Source organism: Aquamicrobium sp. LC103 (assembly GCF_001014615.2).
In the GTDB taxonomy this organism is placed as follows: Bacteria; Pseudomonadota; Alphaproteobacteria; order Rhizobiales; family Rhizobiaceae; genus LBCQ02.
Map to the genome: position 1 here is coordinate 251,313 of NZ_LBCQ02000007.1, position 17,309 is coordinate 268,621.

Below are 17,309 nucleotides of genomic sequence, written 5' to 3' on the forward strand. Positions count from 1 at the left end.
TTTCACGAAGGTAGAAGCATGAGTGGCGTCAACGAAATCCGATCGACCTTCCTCGACTATTTCAGGAAGAACGGACACGAGGTCGTCGCGTCGAGCCCGCTCGTGCCGCGCAACGATCCGACGCTTATGTTCACCAATGCGGGCATGGTGCAGTTCAAGAACGTCTTCACCGGGCTCGAGACGCGACCTTTTTCGCGCGCCACGACGGCGCAGAAGGTCGTCCGCGCCGGCGGCAAGCACAATGATCTCGACAATGTCGGCTACACCGCGCGGCATCTCACCTTCTTCGAGATGCTCGGCAATTTCTCCTTCGGCGACTATTTCAAGGAACGCGCGATCGAGCTCGCCTGGAACCTGATAACGAAGGATTTCGGACTGCCGAAGGACAAGCTGCTCGTCACGGTCTACCACACCGACGACGAGGCGGCTGACCACTGGAAGAAGATCGCCGGCTTCTCCGACGACCGCATCATTCGAATTCCGACCAGCGACAATTTCTGGGCGATGGGTGACACGGGTCCTTGCGGGCCGTGCTCGGAGATTTTCATCGATCGCGGCGAGCACATCTGGGGCGGTCCTCCCGGAAGCCCGGAGGAGGACGGCGACCGGTTCCTCGAATTCTGGAACCTCGTCTTCATGCAGTTCGACCAGACGGAGCCAGGCGTGCAGGTTCCGCTTCCGCGTCCGTCGATCGATACCGGCATGGGGCTCGAGCGGATGGCATCGATCCTGCAGGGCGTCGAAACCGTCTTCGAGACCGATCTGTTTCGTCACCTGATCGACGCCACGGCATCCGTGCTCGGCAAGGCGCCGGTGCCGGACACCCTCGCGTCCTACAGGGTGATCGCCGATCATCTGCGTTCGTCCTGCTTCCTCATCGCCGACGGGGTTCTGCCCTCCAACGAGGGGCGCGGCTATGTGCTGCGGCGCATCATGCGCAGGGCGATGCGCCACATGCAGTTGCTCGGCGCCTCTGAGCCGCTGATGCATCGGCTCGTGCCGGCGCTGCTGCGCGAGATGGGACAGGCCTATCCGGAACTGACACGCGGCGAGGCGCTGATCACCGAGACGCTCAAGCTCGAGGAAACGCGCTTCCGCAAGACGCTGGCGCGCGGGCTCGGCCTGCTTTCCGACGCGACCGCGACGATGGATGAGGGCGATCGCCTCGACGGCGAGACTGCCTTCAAGCTCTACGACACGTTCGGCTTCCCGCTCGATCTCACCCAGGATGCGTTGCGCCAGCGCGGCATTTCGGTCGATACGGACGGCTTCAACGTAGCGATGGAGCGCCAGAAGGCGGAGGCGCGCGCCAATTGGGCCGGCTCCGGCGAGGCCGCGACCGAGGCCGTGTGGTTCGCCGTCCGCGACAAGGTCGGCGCCACCGAATTCCTCGGCTACGACACCGAGCAGGCCGAAGGCGTGGTCACCGCGCTGGTCAAGGACGGCGCGCAGGTGGAAGAGGCACGCGAGGGCGACACCGTCGCGCTCGTCGTCAACCAGACGCCGTTCTATGGCGAGTCCGGCGGCCAGGTCGGCGACACCGGCACGATGACCGGCGAAGGCTTCAAGGTGGAGATCACCGACACCCAGAAGAAGGGCGACGGCGTGTTCGTCCATTCGGGCAAGGTGGTTTCGGGGGCCCTGAAGGTGGGCGCCGCGGTCGAGATGAAGGTCGACCACGAGCGGCGCACCAGGATACGCGCCAACCATTCGGCCACGCACCTCGTTCACGAGGCGCTGCGCGAGGTGCTCGGCACTCATGTCGCCCAGAAAGGCTCGCTGGTCGCGCCCGACCGGCTGCGCTTCGACTTCTCGCATCCGAAGCCGATTTCGAGCGGGGAGCTCGAGCGCATCGAGGAGTTCGCCAACGAGATCATCGTGCAGAACGAACCGGTGACGACCCGGCTGATGGCGGTGGACGACGCCATTGCCGAGGGCGCGATGGCGCTGTTCGGCGAGAAATACGGCGACGAGGTGCGCGTGGTGCGCATGGGCACCGCGCGCCACGGCGACAAGGCCGGGAAGGCCTATTCGGTGGAACTGTGCGGCGGCACGCATGTGGGCGCCACCGGCGATATCGGCCTGGTGCGCCTGGTCGCCGAAAACGCGGTCGCCGCCGGCGTGCGTCGCATCGAGGCGCTGACCGGGGATGCCGCGCGCCGCCATCTCGACGAGCAGGACCGCAGGCTGAAGGCGGCCGCGACCGCGCTCAAGGTCTCGCCGGCCGACGTCGTCTCCCGCGTCGAGGCGCTCCTCGACGAGCGCAAGAAGCTCGAGCGCGAGCTTGCCGATGCGCGCAAGAAACTGGCGCTCGGCGGCGGTGCGGGAACATCCGGAGGGGGCGGCGAAGGCGAAACCATCGCCGGCGTGGGCTTCCTCGGCCGCGTGGTGTCCGGCGTCTCGCCGAAGGATTTGAAGCCGCTTGCCGACGAGGGCAAGAAGTCGCTCGGCTCCGGCGTCGTGGTATTCGTCGGAACGTCGGAAGACGGCAAGGCGAGCGTCGTCGTCGGCGTCACCGACGATCTCACCGTCCGCTTCTCCGCCGTCGATCTGGTCCGGCAGGCATCGGCTGCGATCGGCGGGCAGGGCGGCGGCGGCAGGCCCGACATGGCCCAGGCCGGTGGTCCCGACGGGGCGAAGGCCCAGGCCGCCGTCGATGCGGTGAAGGCGGCGCTGGCCGCCTGATCAATCCGAATGCACGAGCGGGCCGATCCGGTCGATCCGGTCGGTCCAGATCGCGCCTTCGAAACGGCGCGGGAGCTTGCGCAGGGTGGCCTCGTCGTCGACGCCGGTCGTGGAAGGCCTGCCGGGATTGTCGCCGAGTGCCACGAGCATGGTGCCATGTTCGGCGAGCCGCGCCGAAAGCCGGTGCGGATAGCCCCAGATGAAGGGCGCGAAATTCGCCGGCACCATGAACAGCGTCTGCCTGCAATCCTCGGGCACGTAGCCGCTCCAGCCGAGCAGCCCGTGGCGGATGAAGCAGCGTATCGCTCCGTCCGTGCCGAGCACCTTCGTCTGCGGGCTGTCGGCCTTGAACGCCTCCACCGCCCTGCCGCCACCGTAGATCGTAATGTCGGCCCGCCGTTCGGGCGGCAAAGCGTTGAGCCGCGCGGCGAGAAGCCGGCCCTCGTCTTCGTCGTTGCTTTTGATGTTGATGAGGAAACGGCGGTCGGGAAACGCCTCCAGCACTTCATCGAGGGAAGGCATCAGGCCGCCGCCCTTGCCGCGGAACGGAAAGGTCCTGCCGCCGTCGGCCGTGTAGCCGTAGCCGACGTCGAGCGCTTTCAGCTCGGCCAGGCTGTGCTCCCGGGTGACGCCGCTTCCCTCGGTTCGGCAATCGACCGTCCAGTCGTGGAAAACCGCGAACTGGCCGTCGGTCGTCGGATGGACGTCGAACTCGACGATGTCGGCGCCGGCCGCGAAGGCGGCCTCGAAACCTTCGATCGTGTTTTCCAGATAGGGGTGCTCGGGCGCAAAAATGCGTTCGGCCGTGCAGGTGTCGTTTTCGAGGCCCTCGCGCGAGTAGGTCTGGCCGAGGCCGCGATGGGCGATGAGGAGTGGCCGCGCCGCGCTTTCCGGCGCGAGGAGGTCGGTGTTCACCACGAATGCCACCGCAACGAATGCGGCAACAATCAGCGCCAGCGCCTTGAAAATCCTGCGAATCATCTGGATCTGCCCCCGTTTGCCGCGTTGATCTCAGCCAAGCTGGGCGTTTCTTTGACTGGCCGGCGGAAAGGTCGGTTCAGCTCGTGGGTTCCGTCGCCAGGAAGCTTGGTCTGGCGCCGATCCTCCCCCACCAGCCGACAAGCTCCGGTTGAGCCTTCATGAGTGGCGCGGCTTCCGGCGCCTTGAGGAAATAGGCAAAGATCGGCGCGGCATGGAGGTCCGCAAGCGTCAGCGTGTCGCCGAGCAGCCAGGGGCCTGGCGATTTCAGCCTGGAGAGCGTGGCGAGGCAGGTCTCGGCCACGGGAATCGCCGCCGCGATCCTCGCCTCGTCGGAGGGCTTGCCGTCGCGCGGCTTGGAAACCCGCTCGACATAGATGTCCCACACCAGCGTCCGGTAGGCATAGGCGTCGAGCAGGCCGATGATCTGGTTCATCACCGCGCGCCGGCGCGCATCGCTCGGCTGCAGCGCCGGACCGTCGAAGGCGTCGTCGACATATCGCGTGATCGCGGAGGTCTCGAACAGGCGGAAGGCGCCGTGCTCGAAGGCGGGGATCTTGGAGAAGGGGTGATGGTCGCGGTACCAGGCGGGCGGCCCGCCCGGTGTGAAGACGTCGACCGGCATCACCTCGTGGTCGACGCCCTTTTCGAGGAGGACAAGCCGCGCGATCCGGACGTAGACGCTGTAGTCGGATCCGAAAAGGCGCGGCTTGCCGGTCATTTCATGCCTCAGGCGGCCATCGCCTTCTGCAGGTTCTCGTCGATCTTGTCGAGGAAGCCGGTGGTCGAGAGCCAGGGCTGGTCGGCGCCGATGAGAAGCGCCAGGTCCTTGGTCATGAAGCCGTCCTCCACGGTCTGCACGCAAACGCGCTCCAGCGTGTCGGCGAAGCGCTTCAGCTCGGCATTGTCGTCGAGCTTGGCGCGGTGCGCCAGGCCGCGCGTCCAGGCGAAGATCGAGGCGATCGAGTTGGTCGAGGTCTCCTCGCCCTTCTGATGCTGGCGGTAGTGGCGGGTGACGGTGCCGTGGGCGGCTTCCGCCTCCACCGTCTTGCCGTCCGGCGTCATCAGCACCGAGGTCATCAGGCCGAGCGAGCCGAAGCCCTGCGCGACCGTGTCCGACTGCACGTCGCCGTCATAGTTCTTGCACGCCCAGACATAGCCGCCCGACCATTTCAGGCTCGCCGCCACCATGTCGTCGATCAGGCGGTGCTCGTACCAGATCTTCTTTTCCTTGAAGGCGGCCTCGAACTCCTTCTCGTAGACTTCCTGGAAGATGTCCTTGAAGCGGCCGTCATAGGCTTTGAGGATGGTGTTCTTGGTCGACAGGTAGACAGGGTAGCCGCGCAGCAGGCCGTAGTTCAGCGAGGCGCGGGCGAATTCGCGGATCGACTCGTCGAGATTGTACATCGCCATGGCGACGCCGGAGCCCGGCGCGTCGAAGACTTCGTGCTCGATGGTCTGGCCGTCCTCGCCGACGAACTTGATCGTCAGCTTGCCCTTGCCGGGGAACTTGAAGTCGGTCGCGCGGTACTGGTCGCCGAAGGCGTGACGACCGACGATGATCGGTTTGGTCCAGCCCGGCACGAGGCGCGGGACGTTCTTCATGATGATCGGCTCGCGGAAGATCGTGCCGCCGAGGATGTTGCGGATCGTGCCGTTCGGCGACTTCCACATCTTCTTGAGCTTGAATTCCTCGACGCGGGCCTCGTCCGGCGTGATCGTGGCGCATTTCACGCCGACGCCGTGCTTCTGGATAGCCTTGGCCGCATCGATGGTGATCTGGTCGTCCGTGGCGTCGCGGCTCTCGACGCTGAGGTCATAGTAAAGCAGATCGATGTCGAGATAGGGGTGGATCAGCTTGTCCTTGATGAGCTGCCAGATGATGCGGGTCATCTCGTCGCCGTCGAGCTCGACAACCGGATTTGCCACCTTGATCTTCGCCATGAGAAATGCCTCGTTGATTTGAGAGAAAGGACGAATGTCCCGCAGGGTTCGAATTCGAGATGCGGCCCCTATAGCATCGTGCGCGGCCTAGTCAAAGCGGGCCGATGAACGCAGGCCGGCAGGGCTGGCAGAGGAGGCATGGAAATGGAATTCCGCCATGATCATCACGACACGGGCGAGGCGAAGCTGCACTTCGCCTCCATCGGGAACCCGGAGCATCCTCTCGTCATCTGCCTGCACGGATTCCCGGAATATTGGGCTGCATGGGGCGCGGTGATGGCCGAACTGGCGGACGGTTTCCACCTCGTCGCTCCGGATCAGCGCGGCTTCAACCTCTCCTCCAAGCCGGCGGCGATCGATGCATATCGCATCCGCCACATGGTCGCCGACCTCGCCTCGCTCGCCGATCGGCTGTCACCAGGGCGGCCCTTCGTTCTCGCCGGCCACGACTGGGGGGCGTCCGTCGCCTATGCATTCGCTTTCGCGCATCCGGGACGCCTCTCGCACCTCGTCATCGCAAACGGGGTTCATCCCGTGTGCTTCCAGCGCGCGATCCTCGACGATCCGGGCCAGCGCACGGCAAGCCAATACATCAATCGCCTGAAGGCGAACGACGCGGAGACGCTGCTTTCCGAGGACGGTTATCGGCGGTTGTTCCGCATGATCGAGGGATTTTCGAAGATCGACTTCATGGACGAGCGGATGAAGGCCGAATATCTCAATGCATGGCGGCAACCCGGCGCGCTCACCGGCATGCTCAACTGGTATCGGGCGTCGCCGGTCGCCGTTCCGGCCCCGGGCGAAGAGGCCGGCGGTTCGCTCATCCTCGACATGCCGCGTGAAGCGTTCAAGGTCGCGATGCCGCATCTGGTCGTATGGGGCGACGCCGACGAGGCGCTGCGACCGGCATGTATCGAGGGGCTGGAGGATTTCGCGCCCGATCTGACGGTCAGGCGGATCGACGGCGCGGGCCATTGGATCCTGCACGAGAAGCCGGCGCTGGTGGCGAGGACGATGCGGGAATTTCTGGCCGACAGGGCTGGCGAATAGATTCAAGTTTCCGAGCAGTCCCCACCGTCTCGAGGCAGCGCAGCGCCGCTCGTTCCCGTCGCCGGTGCCGCTCTGCCCATTAATGTTATTGATTATAACATTTATATTGACAGATGACCCGCACGTCGCAACGTTGCCTTCCGCAGGGTAAGCCTGCGGAAGGAGCTTGGTGAGGAGGTCGCTGCAATGCGGGGATTGATGTTCGGCGCCGGCACGCTGGCGCTGCTGGCGATGAATTGCGCGGCGGCGCAGGCGCGAGACGAGCAGGCTTGTGTGTCGCTGAGCGGGCTGGAACTGCCGGGTTACGATCTGCGGATAGAAAGCGCGAAGCATGTGGCCGGGGAGGAGCCGCCGCATTGTCTTTTGACGGGCTCCTTCGAGCATCGCACCGGCGTCGACGGTGTCCCTTATGCCATCGGTTTCGGTCTGGCCTTGCCCGACGACTGGTCGGGACGGTTCTTGTTTCAGGGTGGCGGAGGGCTGAACGGTTCGGTGAGGCCCCCCATAGGCGCGACCGCGGCCGGGGAAAAATCCGCGCTCGAGCGCGGCTTCGCGGTGGTTTCCAACGACGGCGGTCACAAGGGCGAGAGCTTCGACGCCTCCTTCAAGAAGGACCAGATCGCGGCCTTGAACTTTGCACAAGGCTCGGTGGACAAGGTGACCAGGCTCGCCCGCGCCATCGTCGACAAATATTACGGCACGCCGGCCAGCCGCTCCTACTTCGCCGGCTGCTCGACCGGCGGGCGCGAGGGGATGATCGCGGTGCAGCGCTATCCTGATCTGTTCGACGGCATCATCGTCGGGGCTCCCGCGATGCGCACTGGCCGCTCCAACATGTCGCTCGCGGCCAAGGCCGTCGCCATGAACCGCATAGCGGCGAAGGGCGCCGATGGCTTGCCCGACCGGATGGCAGCGCTCGGCGATTCAGACCGCGAATCGATCTTGACGGGTCTGCTGGAAGCCTGTGATGGGCTCGACGGCGCCGAGGACGGCATGATCTTCAACATGGCGGCCTGCGCCTTCGACCCCAGAAAGCTCGCCTGTGAGGGCGAAAAAGGCGGAACCTGCCTCACCGTGGAACAGGCCGAGGTCGTCGCCGAGACCTTCGCGCCGACATTCGACGCTTCCGGTCGGGCGGCCTATCCGGCATTTCCCTACGATACGGGCATCGTCTCCGAGGCGGATACGATACCGGGCATCCTGCGCGTGGACGACAAACGGAACCGTCAGTTCCGCAACACGGCGCTCGACTTCGACGTCGACGCCATCCTCGCGGCGCTCGACGGCGATCCGCACCAGCATCTCATCGACACGAACGGATGGACCGACCTCGGCTCGTTCGCGGGCCAGGGCGGCAGGATCATGTTCTTCCACGGCATGAGCGATCCGGGCGGGCTCGACCAGTTCGACATGCTGAGCGAATTGGTCGAATGGGTCGAGAACGGGGTTGTACCCGATCGCGTCGTAGCCTCGGGCAGCGCTTTTCCCGAGCGCACGCGGCCGTTGTGCCCGTATCCGGCCTACGCTCACTATTCCGGAAGCGGCGACGCGGAGAATGCCGCCAGTTTCGAGTGCCGTCAGTAAAGCCATCTCGGCTTGAAGGAATTCGGGGCCGCCTTGCGACGACCCCGAAAACCTGTCGATCAGACGCCGATCTTGCCGCCGCCCTGCTTGGTGATGGCAACGACGGCCGGACGGACCGGAATGTCGTCCTGGAAATCCGGCCAGCGAGTGGAAAGATCCTCGTAATAGGAGGGGCGGCCGAACGGCTCCCAGTCGTCGCCGCCGTCGCCCGGATGTTGCACGGCCACGAACAGCGACTGGTCGTCGGGCGTGAAGACCGGGCCGCAGAGCTCGGCGCCCACCGGCACGCGGTAGAAGAGCTTTGACGTCGCGCGTGCATCGCCCTCCGTATCGACGGCCCAAAGTCCGTCGGTGCGGCCCGTGGCCGAGGGGTTGTTGCCATCGGTCGAAACCCAAAGCCGCCCGGCGGCGTCGATCGCGCAATTGTCCGGCATGCCGAACCAGCCATCCTTGGTGGTCTCGGTGGTGAAGGTGGCACCGACCTCGGCTATCGAGGGATCGCCGCACTGCAGCAGCACCTCCCATTTGCCCGTGGTCGCCGCGAAGTCGCCGTCGGTTTCGGCGATCTCGATGATGTGGCCGAAGGCGTTCTTGGCGCGCGGGTTGGCGGCGTCGACGTCCTCCTCCGAGCGGCGGGTGTTGTTGGTCAGCATGACGTAGACGCGGCCGTTGACCGCGTTGGGTTCGACATCCTCCGGGCGGTCCATCTTGGTGGCGCCGAGGAGGTCTGCGGCGCGGCGCGTCTCGATGACGACGTCGGCCTGGCTCTCGAAACCGTTTTCGGCCGTCAGCGGTCCTTCACCATGGATGAGCGGCAGCCACTCCATCGAACCATCCTCGTCGAAGCGAGCCACGTAGAGCGTGCCCTCGTCGAGCAGGTCCATGTTCGCTGCGCGGTCGTCGGGATTGTAGCGGCCGGCGGTGACGAATTTATACACATAGTCGAAGCGCTCGTCGTCGCCGAGATAGAAGACGACGCGGCCGTCGCGCGAGACGATGGATTCGGCGCCTTCGTGCTTGGTGCGACCCAGCGCGGTACGCTTCTTCGGCGTGGAGTTCGGGTCGAACGGATCGACCTCGACGATCCAGCCGAAACGGTTGGGCTCGTTCGGCTCCTTCGAGACGTCGAAGCGGTCGTAGAACTTGCCCCATTCATAGGTTGCGTCCGGCACGCCGAGGCGCTCGTAATTGGTCGCCTCCGGGTGGTCGGCCGGCAGCTCTCCCATGAAATAGCCGTGGAAGTTCTCCTCCGCCATGATGTAGGTGCCCCAGGGCGTGACGCCGCCGGCACAGTTGTTGACGGTGCCGAGCACGCGGGTGCCGGTGGCGTCCGCGCCGGTGCGCAGGCGCTCGTGACCGGCAGCCGGTCCAGTGACCTCCATTTCGGTATCGGCGGTGATGCGACGGTTGTACGACGAATCCTTGACGAGCTGCCATTTGCCGTCGACGCGGCGGATTTCGGCGACCGTGCCGCCATGCGCGGCCATTTCGATGTCGACGCGCTTCTGGTCCGCGGGCGCGACCTGCGGCTTGCCGTCCGCGATGGTCACGATGCCGGGGAACATCAGATGCTCGTTGGTGTATTCGTGATTGACCACCAGCAGGCCATGGGCTGCCGGGTCCTCGGCGTCGGGCAGGGGGATATAGCCGACATAGTCGTTGTTGTAGCCGAACTGACGGCGCTGGCTTTCCGCGGTCTGCGCGGTCGGATCGAATTCCGGCGCGTCGGGAAAGAGCGGATCACCCCAGCGCAGGAGCACGTCGGCGTCGTAGCCCTCGGCCACGTGATGGTTCTCGTCGACGCCCGCGGCGACCTCGGGAAAGGAAAAGGCGGAGCCGGTGCCGCCGGCGCGCGCCTTGTCGGCGCTGATGAGGGCAAGCGGGGCGACCGTCGCGGAGATCGCCGAGACGGCGAGCGCGCCCTTCAGGAGATCGCGGCGCGAGAAGCGCTTGGCGATGATCTCGCCCATGGTGGGGTTGTCGCTGGCGTTGCGCGCCGGGCCGTCGGCCTCTTCCAGCAGGCTCGTGCGGAAGATCGATTCACTGGCTGGAGTGTGCTTGTTCATCGTCCAATCCTGTTCATGAGATAATGCAAGTTCGCTTGTTTGGAACTGCTCCAAGCTGGTAAGGCCTGCGCATGACAGTGGGATGAAATCGGGTAGTCGGCTCCTGCGCATTTTACGGGACTTGGGCGAACCTTGCGGACCTGCTGTAAAAGACGATCGGAAGTGGACTTAACCGGACAATGGCAGGCACTGATTTGAAGAAAGCGCTCATCGAGGAAGGACCGGCGATCATCCTGGTCGAGCCGCAGCTCGGCGAGAACATCGGCATGGTGGCCCGGGCCATGGCGAATTTCGGTCTGGTCGAGCTGCGGCTCGTCAATCCGCGCGACGGTTGGCCGAGCGAGAAGGCGCGGGCGGCCGCGAGCAAGGCGGATCACGTCATCGACCGCGTCGAGGTCTACGAGACGGTGAAGGACGCGATCTCCGACCTCAATTATGTGATCGCCACCACGGCGCGCGAGCGCGACGGCTTCAAGCCGGTGCGCGGGCCGGTGGAGGCCGGCCGGATACTGAGACGGCGTTTTGTCGGCGGCGAGAAATGCGGCATTCTCTTCGGGCGCGAGCGCTTCGGCCTCGACAACGAGGAAGTGGGCCTCGCCGACGAGATCGTCACCTTTCCGGTGAATCCCGCCTTCGCCTCCCTCAACATCGCCCAGGCCGTTCTTCTCATGTCCTATGAATGGATGAAGTCCGGGTTGGAGGATGAGACGCAGACACCGTTCCGTGGGCCGGAAATGGCGCCAGCGCCGAAGCGCGCGCTGCAGGGCCTGTTCGATCATCTGGAGGAGGCGCTCGAGGCGCGCGGCTATTTCCGTCCGGCCGCAAAGAAGCCCAAGATGGTCGACAATCTCCGCGCCGTTCTGACCCGGCCGGGATTCGCCGAGGCAGAGATCAAGGTATTGCGGGGCATCGTCGCCTCGCTCGATTACTTTTCGCCGAAATCGCCACGCGGCTCGGGCTATCCCGAGCGCAAGGCGAAGGCGGATGCGGCGGCGCGCGAGAGGGCGGATGATGACAAGAGCGGGGACGAATAGCAGCCGGCCGATCCTGGTATTCGATTCGGGCGTCGGCGGGCTCACGGTGCTGCGCGAGGCGCGCGTGCTGATGCCGGACCGGCGTTTCGTCTATGTCGCCGACGACGCCGCCTTTCCGTACGGGGCGTGGGAGGAGGAAGCGCTGCGGGCGCATATCGTGAGGCTCTTCGCCGGCCTGATCGAGCGTCATCGGCCGGAAATCGCGGTGATCGCCTGCAACACGGCGTCCACCATCGTGCTGGATGGCCTGCGCGATGCCTTTCCCGACACGCCCTTCGTCGGAACCGTGCCCGCCATCAAGCCGGCGGCCGAGCGCACCCGTTCGGGCCTCGTCTCGGTGCTTGCGACACCCGGTACGGTGAAACGACAATATACGCGGGACCTGATCAGCGAATGGGCCACCAAGTGCCACGTCCGGCTGGTCGGCAGCGACCGCCTGGCCTCGCTCGCCGAAACCTATATGCGCGACGGCTTCGTCGACGAGGAGGCCGTGCGTGCCGAGATCGCGCCTTGCTTCCTCGACGAGGGCGGCAGGCGCACCGACATCGTGGTGCTGGCCTGCACGCATTATCCCTTTCTGGTCAACCGCATGCGCAAGACCGCGCCCTGGCCGGTGGATTGGATCGATCCCGCCGAAGCGATCGCCCGGCGGGCGCTGTCTCTGCTCCCGCGGGAGCACGCCGCGCAGATGCACGGGCCGGGCGGCCCGGACCTCGCCATCTTCACCTCCGGCGCCTCCGATTTCGCCGCGCGGCGGCTGATGCAAGGTTTTGGCTTGATGGTGAGGGACGGCGACGGGCGACAACAAGAACCTGATTCATGACGAGAGGGGTGCCATAGGTTGGCGTTTTGGTCGTCGTCCGTTACTTCCGAGCATCGCGACGTCCAACCCGGTGAATAGGCATCGTTGACATTCCGGCCTTTTTCGCCTAGTTGACCGCCAGCGCCGGGCAGAGATGTCCGGCGATTTGAATGACGTGTCCCGTGGATATCTTCGCAAAGCGTGCGTGGAATATCCTGTCAGGTCTCGAAAACGGAGGCCAGAGGAGGGCGCGTTTCCTTTGCCTGGAGCGTGAAGCTCCGGGTGCAATTGCTTGAAAGGGAATGCGATGAGCAAGCGCGAATCCGCAAAGTACAAAATTGACCGCCGTCTCGGCGAAAACATCTGGGGCCGTCCGAAGTCCCCGGTCAACCGCCGTGAATACGGCCCGGGCCAGCACGGTCAGCGCCGCAAGGGCAAGCTCTCCGACTTCGGCCTGCAGCTTCGCGCCAAGCAGAAGCTGAAGGGCCACTATGGCGACATCTCCGAAAAGCAGTTCCGCAAGACCTATGAAGAGGCGGACCGTCGCAAGGGCGATACGCCGGACAACCTGATCGGCCTGCTGGAATCGCGCCTTGACGCGGTCGTCTACCGCGCCAAGTTCGTGCCGACGATCTTCGCCGCGCGCCAGTTCGTCAATCACGGCCACGTCAACGTCAACGGCCGCCGCACCAACATCGCCTCCTACCGCTGCAAGCCGGGCGACGTGATCGAGGTCCGCGAGAAGTCGAAGCAGCTCGTTATCGTCCTCGAATCGGTCCAGCTCGCCGAGCGCGACGTGCCGGACTACATCGAGGTCGACCACAACAAGATGGTCGCTACCTATGCGCGCGTTCCGGGCCTCGCCGACGTGCCGTTCGCGGTTCAGATGGAACCGAACCTGGTCGTCGAGTTCTACTCGCGCTGATATCTGCAAATCATGCTGCAAGGGCCGCGCAATGCGGCCCTTGTTGATTCCGGTTTTGGAATTTTTCCTTTTTTAGACTACACATTGCGCCGAACAATTGTGCTCGAACAAAGCGCGTCGCGCTTGTGGTACGCTCCCTGAAAGCATGATGCCGTCTCGGAGAAAGCGCGCAGCCTGATGAAATCGACGACCGTAGCCGGCCACTACATCGCCCTGCTTTGGGCGACGGCCGTGTTCCTCCTGCTCCTCACCCTGTTTTCCTTCATGCTGCCGGACTTGACGGCGCATTGGTTCCTGTCCGAGGGCGGGCCGGTCGAGACGCTTTCGGCTGCGGGCTACATCGTCTGCCTCGTCACGCTGGTACGCGAATGGGAGTATCCTCAGCTCCTCGACCATTATTACTTCCCGTCGACGATTCTCGCGGGCTGCGCCCGCGAATTGGATTTCCACACGCTGTTCACTAGCCGCAGCATCAGCACGCTGAGATTCTATACCTCCGGCGACGTTCCGATGGCTGAGAAGGTCGTGGTGGTCGCCGTCCTCGTGTTTCTCGCCTGGTGCGGCATTGCGATGATCCGCCGCCATGCGGGTGATTTCTTCACCGGCCTGCGCAAGGGAAATGTCACGGCGCTTGCCATCGCCGCGGCGATCATCAGCGGCGGCCTCTCCAAATCATTCGACGGGCTCGGTCGCAAGCTGGCGGATTTCGGCATCGAGCTCGGCCTCGGCGGCATCAAGGCCGCGCTCGCCATTGAGGAAGTGCTCGAACTGGGCATTCCCATGTTCCTGATGATCGCCATCTTCGCCTACTTCCCGAAGGTCACCGCAGCGCGGGTGCAGAGAAATGCAAGCTGAACTGGTGGAAACGAGCCGGGAAGAGGGCACGCAGGCGCACCCCATCTTCCGATCCGTTCCGACGTCGGTCGAATTCAACAAGCTGCGCAAACGCCTCGTCCGCGAAACGCGCCAGGCGATCGAGGACTTCGCCATGGTCAAGCCCGGCGAGCGCTGGCTGGTCGCGCTTTCGGGCGGCAAGGATTCCTACGGCCTGCTGGCGCTGTTGCTCGACCTGAAATGGCGCGGGGTGCTGCCGGTCGAGCTGCTGGCGTGCAATCTCGACCAGGGGCAGCCGAATTTTCCCAAGCACATCCTGCCCGAATTCCTCACCCGCAACGGCGTGGAGCACCGGATCGAATATCAGGACACCTATTCGATCGTCACGGACAAGATTCCGGAGAACCGCACCTATTGCTCGCTATGCTCCAGGCTGCGGCGCGGCCATCTCTACCGCATCGCGCGTGAGGAAGGGTGTTCGGCGCTGGTGCTGGGTCACCACCGCGAGGACATTCTGGAGACGTTCTTCCTCAATCTCTTCCATGGCGGGCGGCTGGCGGCGATGCCGCCGAAACTGATGAACGACGAGGGCGATATCATGGTGCTGCGGCCGCTCAGCTATTGCGCCGAGGCGGACCTCGCCAAATTCGCCGAGGCGATGAAGTTTCCCATCATCCCGTGCGATCTCTGCGGCAGCCAGGACGGCCTTCAGCGCAATGCGATGAAGGCGATGCTGGAGGATATCGAGCGGCGCATGCCGGGCCGCAAGGACACGATGATCCGAGCGATCGGCAATGTGCGTCCCTCGCATCTGCTCGACACGAAGCTGTTCGATTTCACCGGATTGTGAGCCGACGCCCGCGACAGGCGCCGGATGAGAAGCGTCACACCGGCTTGTTGTGGACCTGGAACAGCTTGCCCTTTTCCGCCAGCAGTACCAGCGTCAGGCCCGCCAGCGCGCCGAAGAAATAGCCCGCGGCCAGCGGCGTGATCGTGCCGTTGAAGGCCTGACCGATCGAGGCGCCGATGATGCCGCCGCCGACGGTCTGGATGAAGCCCTGCACCGAGGAAGCGGTGCCGGCGACATGGCCCAGTGGTTCCATCGCCAGCGAGTTGAAGTTCGAGCCGATCCAGGAGAACTGCATCATCGCCAGGGCGAAAAGCGACGTGAACAGCCACAGCGGCATCGGCCCGGCAAGCGATATGGCGAAGGCGATGCCCGTTATCGTGAGGAAGCCGAGCAGGGCGCCATGCGCCATCCTGCGCATGCCGAACCGGCCGACGAGGCGCGAGTTCAGGAAGGACGACATCGCCATCAGGCCCGCCACGGCGGCGAACAGCACCGGAAACCACGCACCGACGTCGTATATGCCGATATAGATCTGCTGCGCGGAATTGATGAAACCGAACAGCGCGCCGAACATAAATGTGAGCCCGACCGTGTAGCAGATCGAGATGCGGTTGGTCAGCACGGTCCGGAATCCGTCCGTTATCGCGGAAATGGTAAGCGGGCGCCGGTATTCCTCATGCATCGTCTCGGGCAGGCGCATCCAGGTCCACAGCAGGATCAACGCCGACACGACGCCCATGAAGACGAAGATCATCGGCCATTCGGAAAACAGGATGATGACCTGACCAACCCCCGGCGCGATCACCGGGATGATCATGAAGACCATGAAGACCAGCGACATGACCTCGGCCATCGCCCGGCCGCCGAACGTGTCGCGCACGACCGAGACGGCGATGACGCGCGTCGCGGCGGCTCCGAGGCCCTGTATGAAGCGCATGACCAGCAGGGCGCCGAAGCTCGGTGAAAGCGCACAGGCGAAAGCGGCCACGACATAGACGACGATGCCGGCGAGCAGCGGCCTGCGACGGCCGAAACGGTCGGAGAGCGGGCCGAAGAAGAGCTGAGCAAGCCCGAAACCGGTAACATAGGCGGTAATGACATATTGCCGGCTGTTCTCGTCGGCGACGCCGAGGCTGCCGCCGATCTGCTGCAGCGCCGGCAGCATGATGTCGATCGCGAGCGCATTGAGCGCCATAAGCGCGGCGGTCAAGGCAATGAATTCATATTTGGGAATGGAGTGCGCCGCTTGTCGCGGCTCGACATTCTTCTGCATGAATGAAAATCCGATTTTCGGCAAAAACCAAAAGCGCCGGTGGGAGCCGGCGCATTTCTACGTCGTGGGCTCCGCGGAACGGAGCCGGTCAGGTGTGTTGGATCAGGCGGCGCCGCGGACGCTTACGCCTTTTTCCTCGAAGAAGGATTGCAACTCACCAGCCTGGAACATTTCGCGCACGATGTCGCAGCCGCCCACGAATTCGCCCTTGACGTAGAGCTGTGGAATCGTCGGCCAGTTGGAATATTCCTTGATGCCTTGGCGAAGCTCGTCCGAGGTGAGGATGTTCACGCCCTTGTAGTCGACACCGAGATAATCGAGAATCTGCACCACCTGACCGGAGAAGCCGCACTGCGGAAAGCCGGGCGTACCCTTCATGAAGAGCACGACGTCGTTGCTCTTGACTTCGTTGTCGATGAAACCGCTGATCTCGCTCATGAGTTTGCCTTTCGTCGTCCGGTTCGCGTCCGAACAGGATATCGGTGTAGCCCCTAGATAGAATATCGCGGCGGCAATGTCGAGGATGCGAAACGCCTCACTGCTTGCGGGCGCGTATGCAGAGGAAGGCGGGTGAGACGCTAAGTTCCTCGAAATGCTCGGGATCGGCCTCGGCCATTTCCGGGACCGGCAAGGGTTCGACGAATTTTTCGACGAGCCAGCCTGCGTCGGCAAGCCCGTTCAGGATGTCGCCCAGCGGGCGGCGGTACGATTCGACGTAAGGCTTGGGCTCGCCGAAACCGCCCCAATGCATGCCCCAGCGATTCGTCTCGAAATAGGTCTTGCCGCCGCGGGAGCGGGGATCCTGCCAGTCGCGCATCGGATGGCCCATGGAGAACACGAAGACAGCTCCGGGCCTGGCGACGCGGTGCAATTCGCGAAATGCCGGCTCAAGCCGCTCGACGTAGTCGAAGGCGAGCGACGAGACCACGCGGTCGAGGCTGTCGTCTGCTATCCAGTCGAGCGGTCTGGAAAGATCGCCCGCGTGCAATTCCACGGCAAGGCCGGCGCAACGCCGGCGCGCCAGCGCGATCATCTCGGGCGTCACGTCGAAGCCGGTCACCTTGGCGCCGGCTCGGGCCAGTATCTCGCTCAATATGCCGGAGCCGCAACCGGCATCGAGTACATTGAGCCCGCGAACGTCTCCCAGGAGCGCCAGAGTGGCCGGCCGCTCGTAAAGCGCGTTGTGCGGCTTGGTCGGCGCGATCGCGTCGTAGCGCTCCGCGAACGATCCGTACGCGGCGGGCGCAAGCGGTCCGTCGTTTTCCGAGCGATCGCCCATGGCGA

General features: G+C 64.4%; 15 protein-coding genes. 8 read left to right on the forward strand and 7 right to left on the reverse strand.

Annotated features, from left to right (window positions below; all coding sequences use genetic code 11):
- Positions 1–18: 18 nt before the first annotated feature.
- Positions 19–2,685, forward strand: a complete 2,667-nt coding sequence (gene alaS / locus XW59_RS15645) for an alanine--tRNA ligase (RefSeq protein WP_047146160.1) — start codon at positions 19–21, stop codon at positions 2,683–2,685.
- On the opposite strand, the gene XW59_RS15650 is transcribed toward alaS, so the two are convergent.
- The 3 genes from XW59_RS15650 to XW59_RS15660 form a co-directional block, all read right to left on the reverse strand.
- Complete coding sequence (locus tag XW59_RS15650; protein ID WP_047146159.1) at positions 2,686–3,666, reverse strand: glycerophosphodiester phosphodiesterase family protein; 981 nt, start codon at positions 3,664–3,666, stop codon at positions 2,686–2,688. It lies immediately after the preceding gene.
- A 76-nt stretch (positions 3,667–3,742) separates the two neighbouring features.
- On the reverse strand, positions 3,743–4,384 hold the full coding sequence (locus tag XW59_RS15655) for a glutathione S-transferase family protein (RefSeq protein WP_047146158.1): 642 nt from the start codon (positions 4,382–4,384) through the stop codon (positions 3,743–3,745).
- Between the two features lie 8 nt (positions 4,385–4,392).
- Complete coding sequence (locus XW59_RS15660; protein ID WP_047146157.1) at positions 4,393–5,607, reverse strand: NADP-dependent isocitrate dehydrogenase; 1,215 nt, start codon at positions 5,605–5,607, stop codon at positions 4,393–4,395.
- A gap of 144 nt (positions 5,608–5,751) precedes the next feature.
- On the opposite strand from XW59_RS15660, the gene XW59_RS15665 reads away from it, so the two are divergent.
- Together XW59_RS15665 and XW59_RS15670 are read left to right on the forward strand one after the other, a co-directional pair.
- Complete coding sequence (locus XW59_RS15665; protein WP_047146368.1) at positions 5,752–6,657, forward strand: alpha/beta fold hydrolase; 906 nt, start codon at positions 5,752–5,754, stop codon at positions 6,655–6,657.
- 186 nt (positions 6,658–6,843) lie between these two features.
- A complete protein-coding gene (locus tag XW59_RS15670) occupies positions 6,844–8,241 on the forward strand; it encodes a tannase/feruloyl esterase family alpha/beta hydrolase (protein WP_082137614.1) in 1,398 nt (465 codons plus the stop codon).
- Between the two features lie 59 nt (positions 8,242–8,300).
- Here the strand turns inward: XW59_RS15670 and XW59_RS15675 are convergent, their stop codons facing one another.
- A complete protein-coding gene (locus XW59_RS15675) occupies positions 8,301–10,307 on the reverse strand; it encodes a PhoX family phosphatase (protein ID WP_047146156.1) in 2,007 nt (668 codons plus the stop codon).
- 179 nt (positions 10,308–10,486) lie between these two features.
- Here XW59_RS15675 and XW59_RS15680 point away from each other — a divergent pair, with 179 nt between their 5' ends.
- The 5 genes from XW59_RS15680 to ttcA all read left to right on the forward strand — a co-directional run bounded on the left by XW59_RS15680 (position 10,487) and on the right by ttcA (position 14,752).
- Positions 10,487–11,341 (forward strand): RNA methyltransferase, encoded by an 855-nt coding sequence (locus XW59_RS15680; protein ID WP_047146155.1) that lies wholly within the window; start codon positions 10,487–10,489, stop codon positions 11,339–11,341.
- Positions 11,319–12,164 (forward strand): glutamate racemase, encoded by an 846-nt coding sequence (gene murI / locus XW59_RS15685; RefSeq protein ID WP_047146366.1) that lies wholly within the window; start codon positions 11,319–11,321, stop codon positions 12,162–12,164. The genes XW59_RS15680 and murI overlap by 23 nt, the downstream gene beginning before the upstream one ends.
- 286 nt (positions 12,165–12,450) lie before the next feature.
- The gene (rpsD, locus tag XW59_RS15690) at positions 12,451–13,068 is read left to right on the forward strand and encodes a 30S ribosomal protein S4 (protein ID WP_047146154.1); all 618 of its coding nucleotides are present in this window, start codon (positions 12,451–12,453) and stop codon (positions 13,066–13,068) included.
- A 177-nt stretch (positions 13,069–13,245) separates the two neighbouring features.
- Positions 13,246–13,923 (forward strand): hypothetical protein, encoded by a 678-nt coding sequence (locus XW59_RS15695; RefSeq protein WP_047146153.1) that lies wholly within the window; start codon positions 13,246–13,248, stop codon positions 13,921–13,923.
- Positions 13,913–14,752: a tRNA 2-thiocytidine(32) synthetase TtcA gene (ttcA, locus tag XW59_RS15700; protein ID WP_047146152.1), complete on the forward strand. Its 840-nt coding sequence runs from the start codon at positions 13,913–13,915 to the stop codon at positions 14,750–14,752. The genes XW59_RS15695 and ttcA overlap by 11 nt, the downstream gene beginning before the upstream one ends.
- 34 nt (positions 14,753–14,786) lie before the next feature.
- Here ttcA and XW59_RS15705 read toward each other — a convergent pair whose 3' ends face one another.
- From XW59_RS15705 to XW59_RS15715, 3 genes are all read right to left on the reverse strand, one after another.
- Positions 14,787–16,025 (reverse strand): multidrug effflux MFS transporter, encoded by a 1,239-nt coding sequence (locus XW59_RS15705; protein ID WP_047146151.1) that lies wholly within the window; start codon positions 16,023–16,025, stop codon positions 14,787–14,789.
- Positions 16,026–16,127: 102 nt separating this feature from the next.
- Complete coding sequence (gene grxD, locus XW59_RS15710; RefSeq protein ID WP_047146150.1) at positions 16,128–16,463, reverse strand: Grx4 family monothiol glutaredoxin; 336 nt, start codon at positions 16,461–16,463, stop codon at positions 16,128–16,130.
- 97 nt (positions 16,464–16,560) lie between these two features.
- Complete coding sequence (locus tag XW59_RS15715; protein WP_047146149.1) at positions 16,561–17,304, reverse strand: class I SAM-dependent methyltransferase; 744 nt, start codon at positions 17,302–17,304, stop codon at positions 16,561–16,563.
- Between the last annotated feature and the right edge of the window lie 5 nt (positions 17,305–17,309).

Excerpts from the sequence above, each read along its gene's own strand:
- murI (WP_047146366.1), top strand. The coding sequence starts at position 11,319 with ATGACAAGAGCGGGGACGAATAGCAGCCGGCCGATCCTGGTATTCGAT.
- alaS (WP_047146160.1), top strand. The coding sequence starts at position 19 with ATGAGTGGCGTCAACGAAATCCGATCGACCTTCCTCGACTATTTCAGG.
- XW59_RS15715 (WP_047146149.1), bottom strand. The coding sequence starts at position 17,304 with ATGGGCGATCGCTCGGAAAACGACGGACCGCTTGCGCCCGCCGCGTAC.
- XW59_RS15695 (WP_047146153.1), top strand. The coding sequence starts at position 13,246 with ATGAAATCGACGACCGTAGCCGGCCACTACATCGCCCTGCTTTGGGCG.
- XW59_RS15650 (WP_047146159.1), bottom strand. The coding sequence starts at position 3,666 with ATGATTCGCAGGATTTTCAAGGCGCTGGCGCTGATTGTTGCCGCATTC.
- grxD (WP_047146150.1), bottom strand. The coding sequence starts at position 16,463 with ATGAGCGAGATCAGCGGTTTCATCGACAACGAAGTCAAGAGCAACGAC.
- XW59_RS15660 (WP_047146157.1), bottom strand. The coding sequence starts at position 5,607 with ATGGCGAAGATCAAGGTGGCAAATCCGGTTGTCGAGCTCGACGGCGAC.
- rpsD (WP_047146154.1), top strand. The coding sequence starts at position 12,451 with ATGAGCAAGCGCGAATCCGCAAAGTACAAAATTGACCGCCGTCTCGGC.
- XW59_RS15680 (WP_047146155.1), top strand. The coding sequence starts at position 10,487 with ATGGCAGGCACTGATTTGAAGAAAGCGCTCATCGAGGAAGGACCGGCG.
- ttcA (WP_047146152.1), top strand. The coding sequence starts at position 13,913 with ATGCAAGCTGAACTGGTGGAAACGAGCCGGGAAGAGGGCACGCAGGCG.
- XW59_RS15675 (WP_047146156.1), bottom strand. The coding sequence starts at position 10,307 with ATGAACAAGCACACTCCAGCCAGTGAATCGATCTTCCGCACGAGCCTG.
- XW59_RS15655 (WP_047146158.1), bottom strand. The coding sequence starts at position 4,384 with ATGACCGGCAAGCCGCGCCTTTTCGGATCCGACTACAGCGTCTACGTC.
- XW59_RS15670 (WP_082137614.1), top strand. The coding sequence starts at position 6,844 with ATGCGGGGATTGATGTTCGGCGCCGGCACGCTGGCGCTGCTGGCGATG.
- XW59_RS15665 (WP_047146368.1), top strand. The coding sequence starts at position 5,752 with ATGGAATTCCGCCATGATCATCACGACACGGGCGAGGCGAAGCTGCAC.
- XW59_RS15705 (WP_047146151.1), bottom strand. The coding sequence starts at position 16,025 with ATGCAGAAGAATGTCGAGCCGCGACAAGCGGCGCACTCCATTCCCAAA.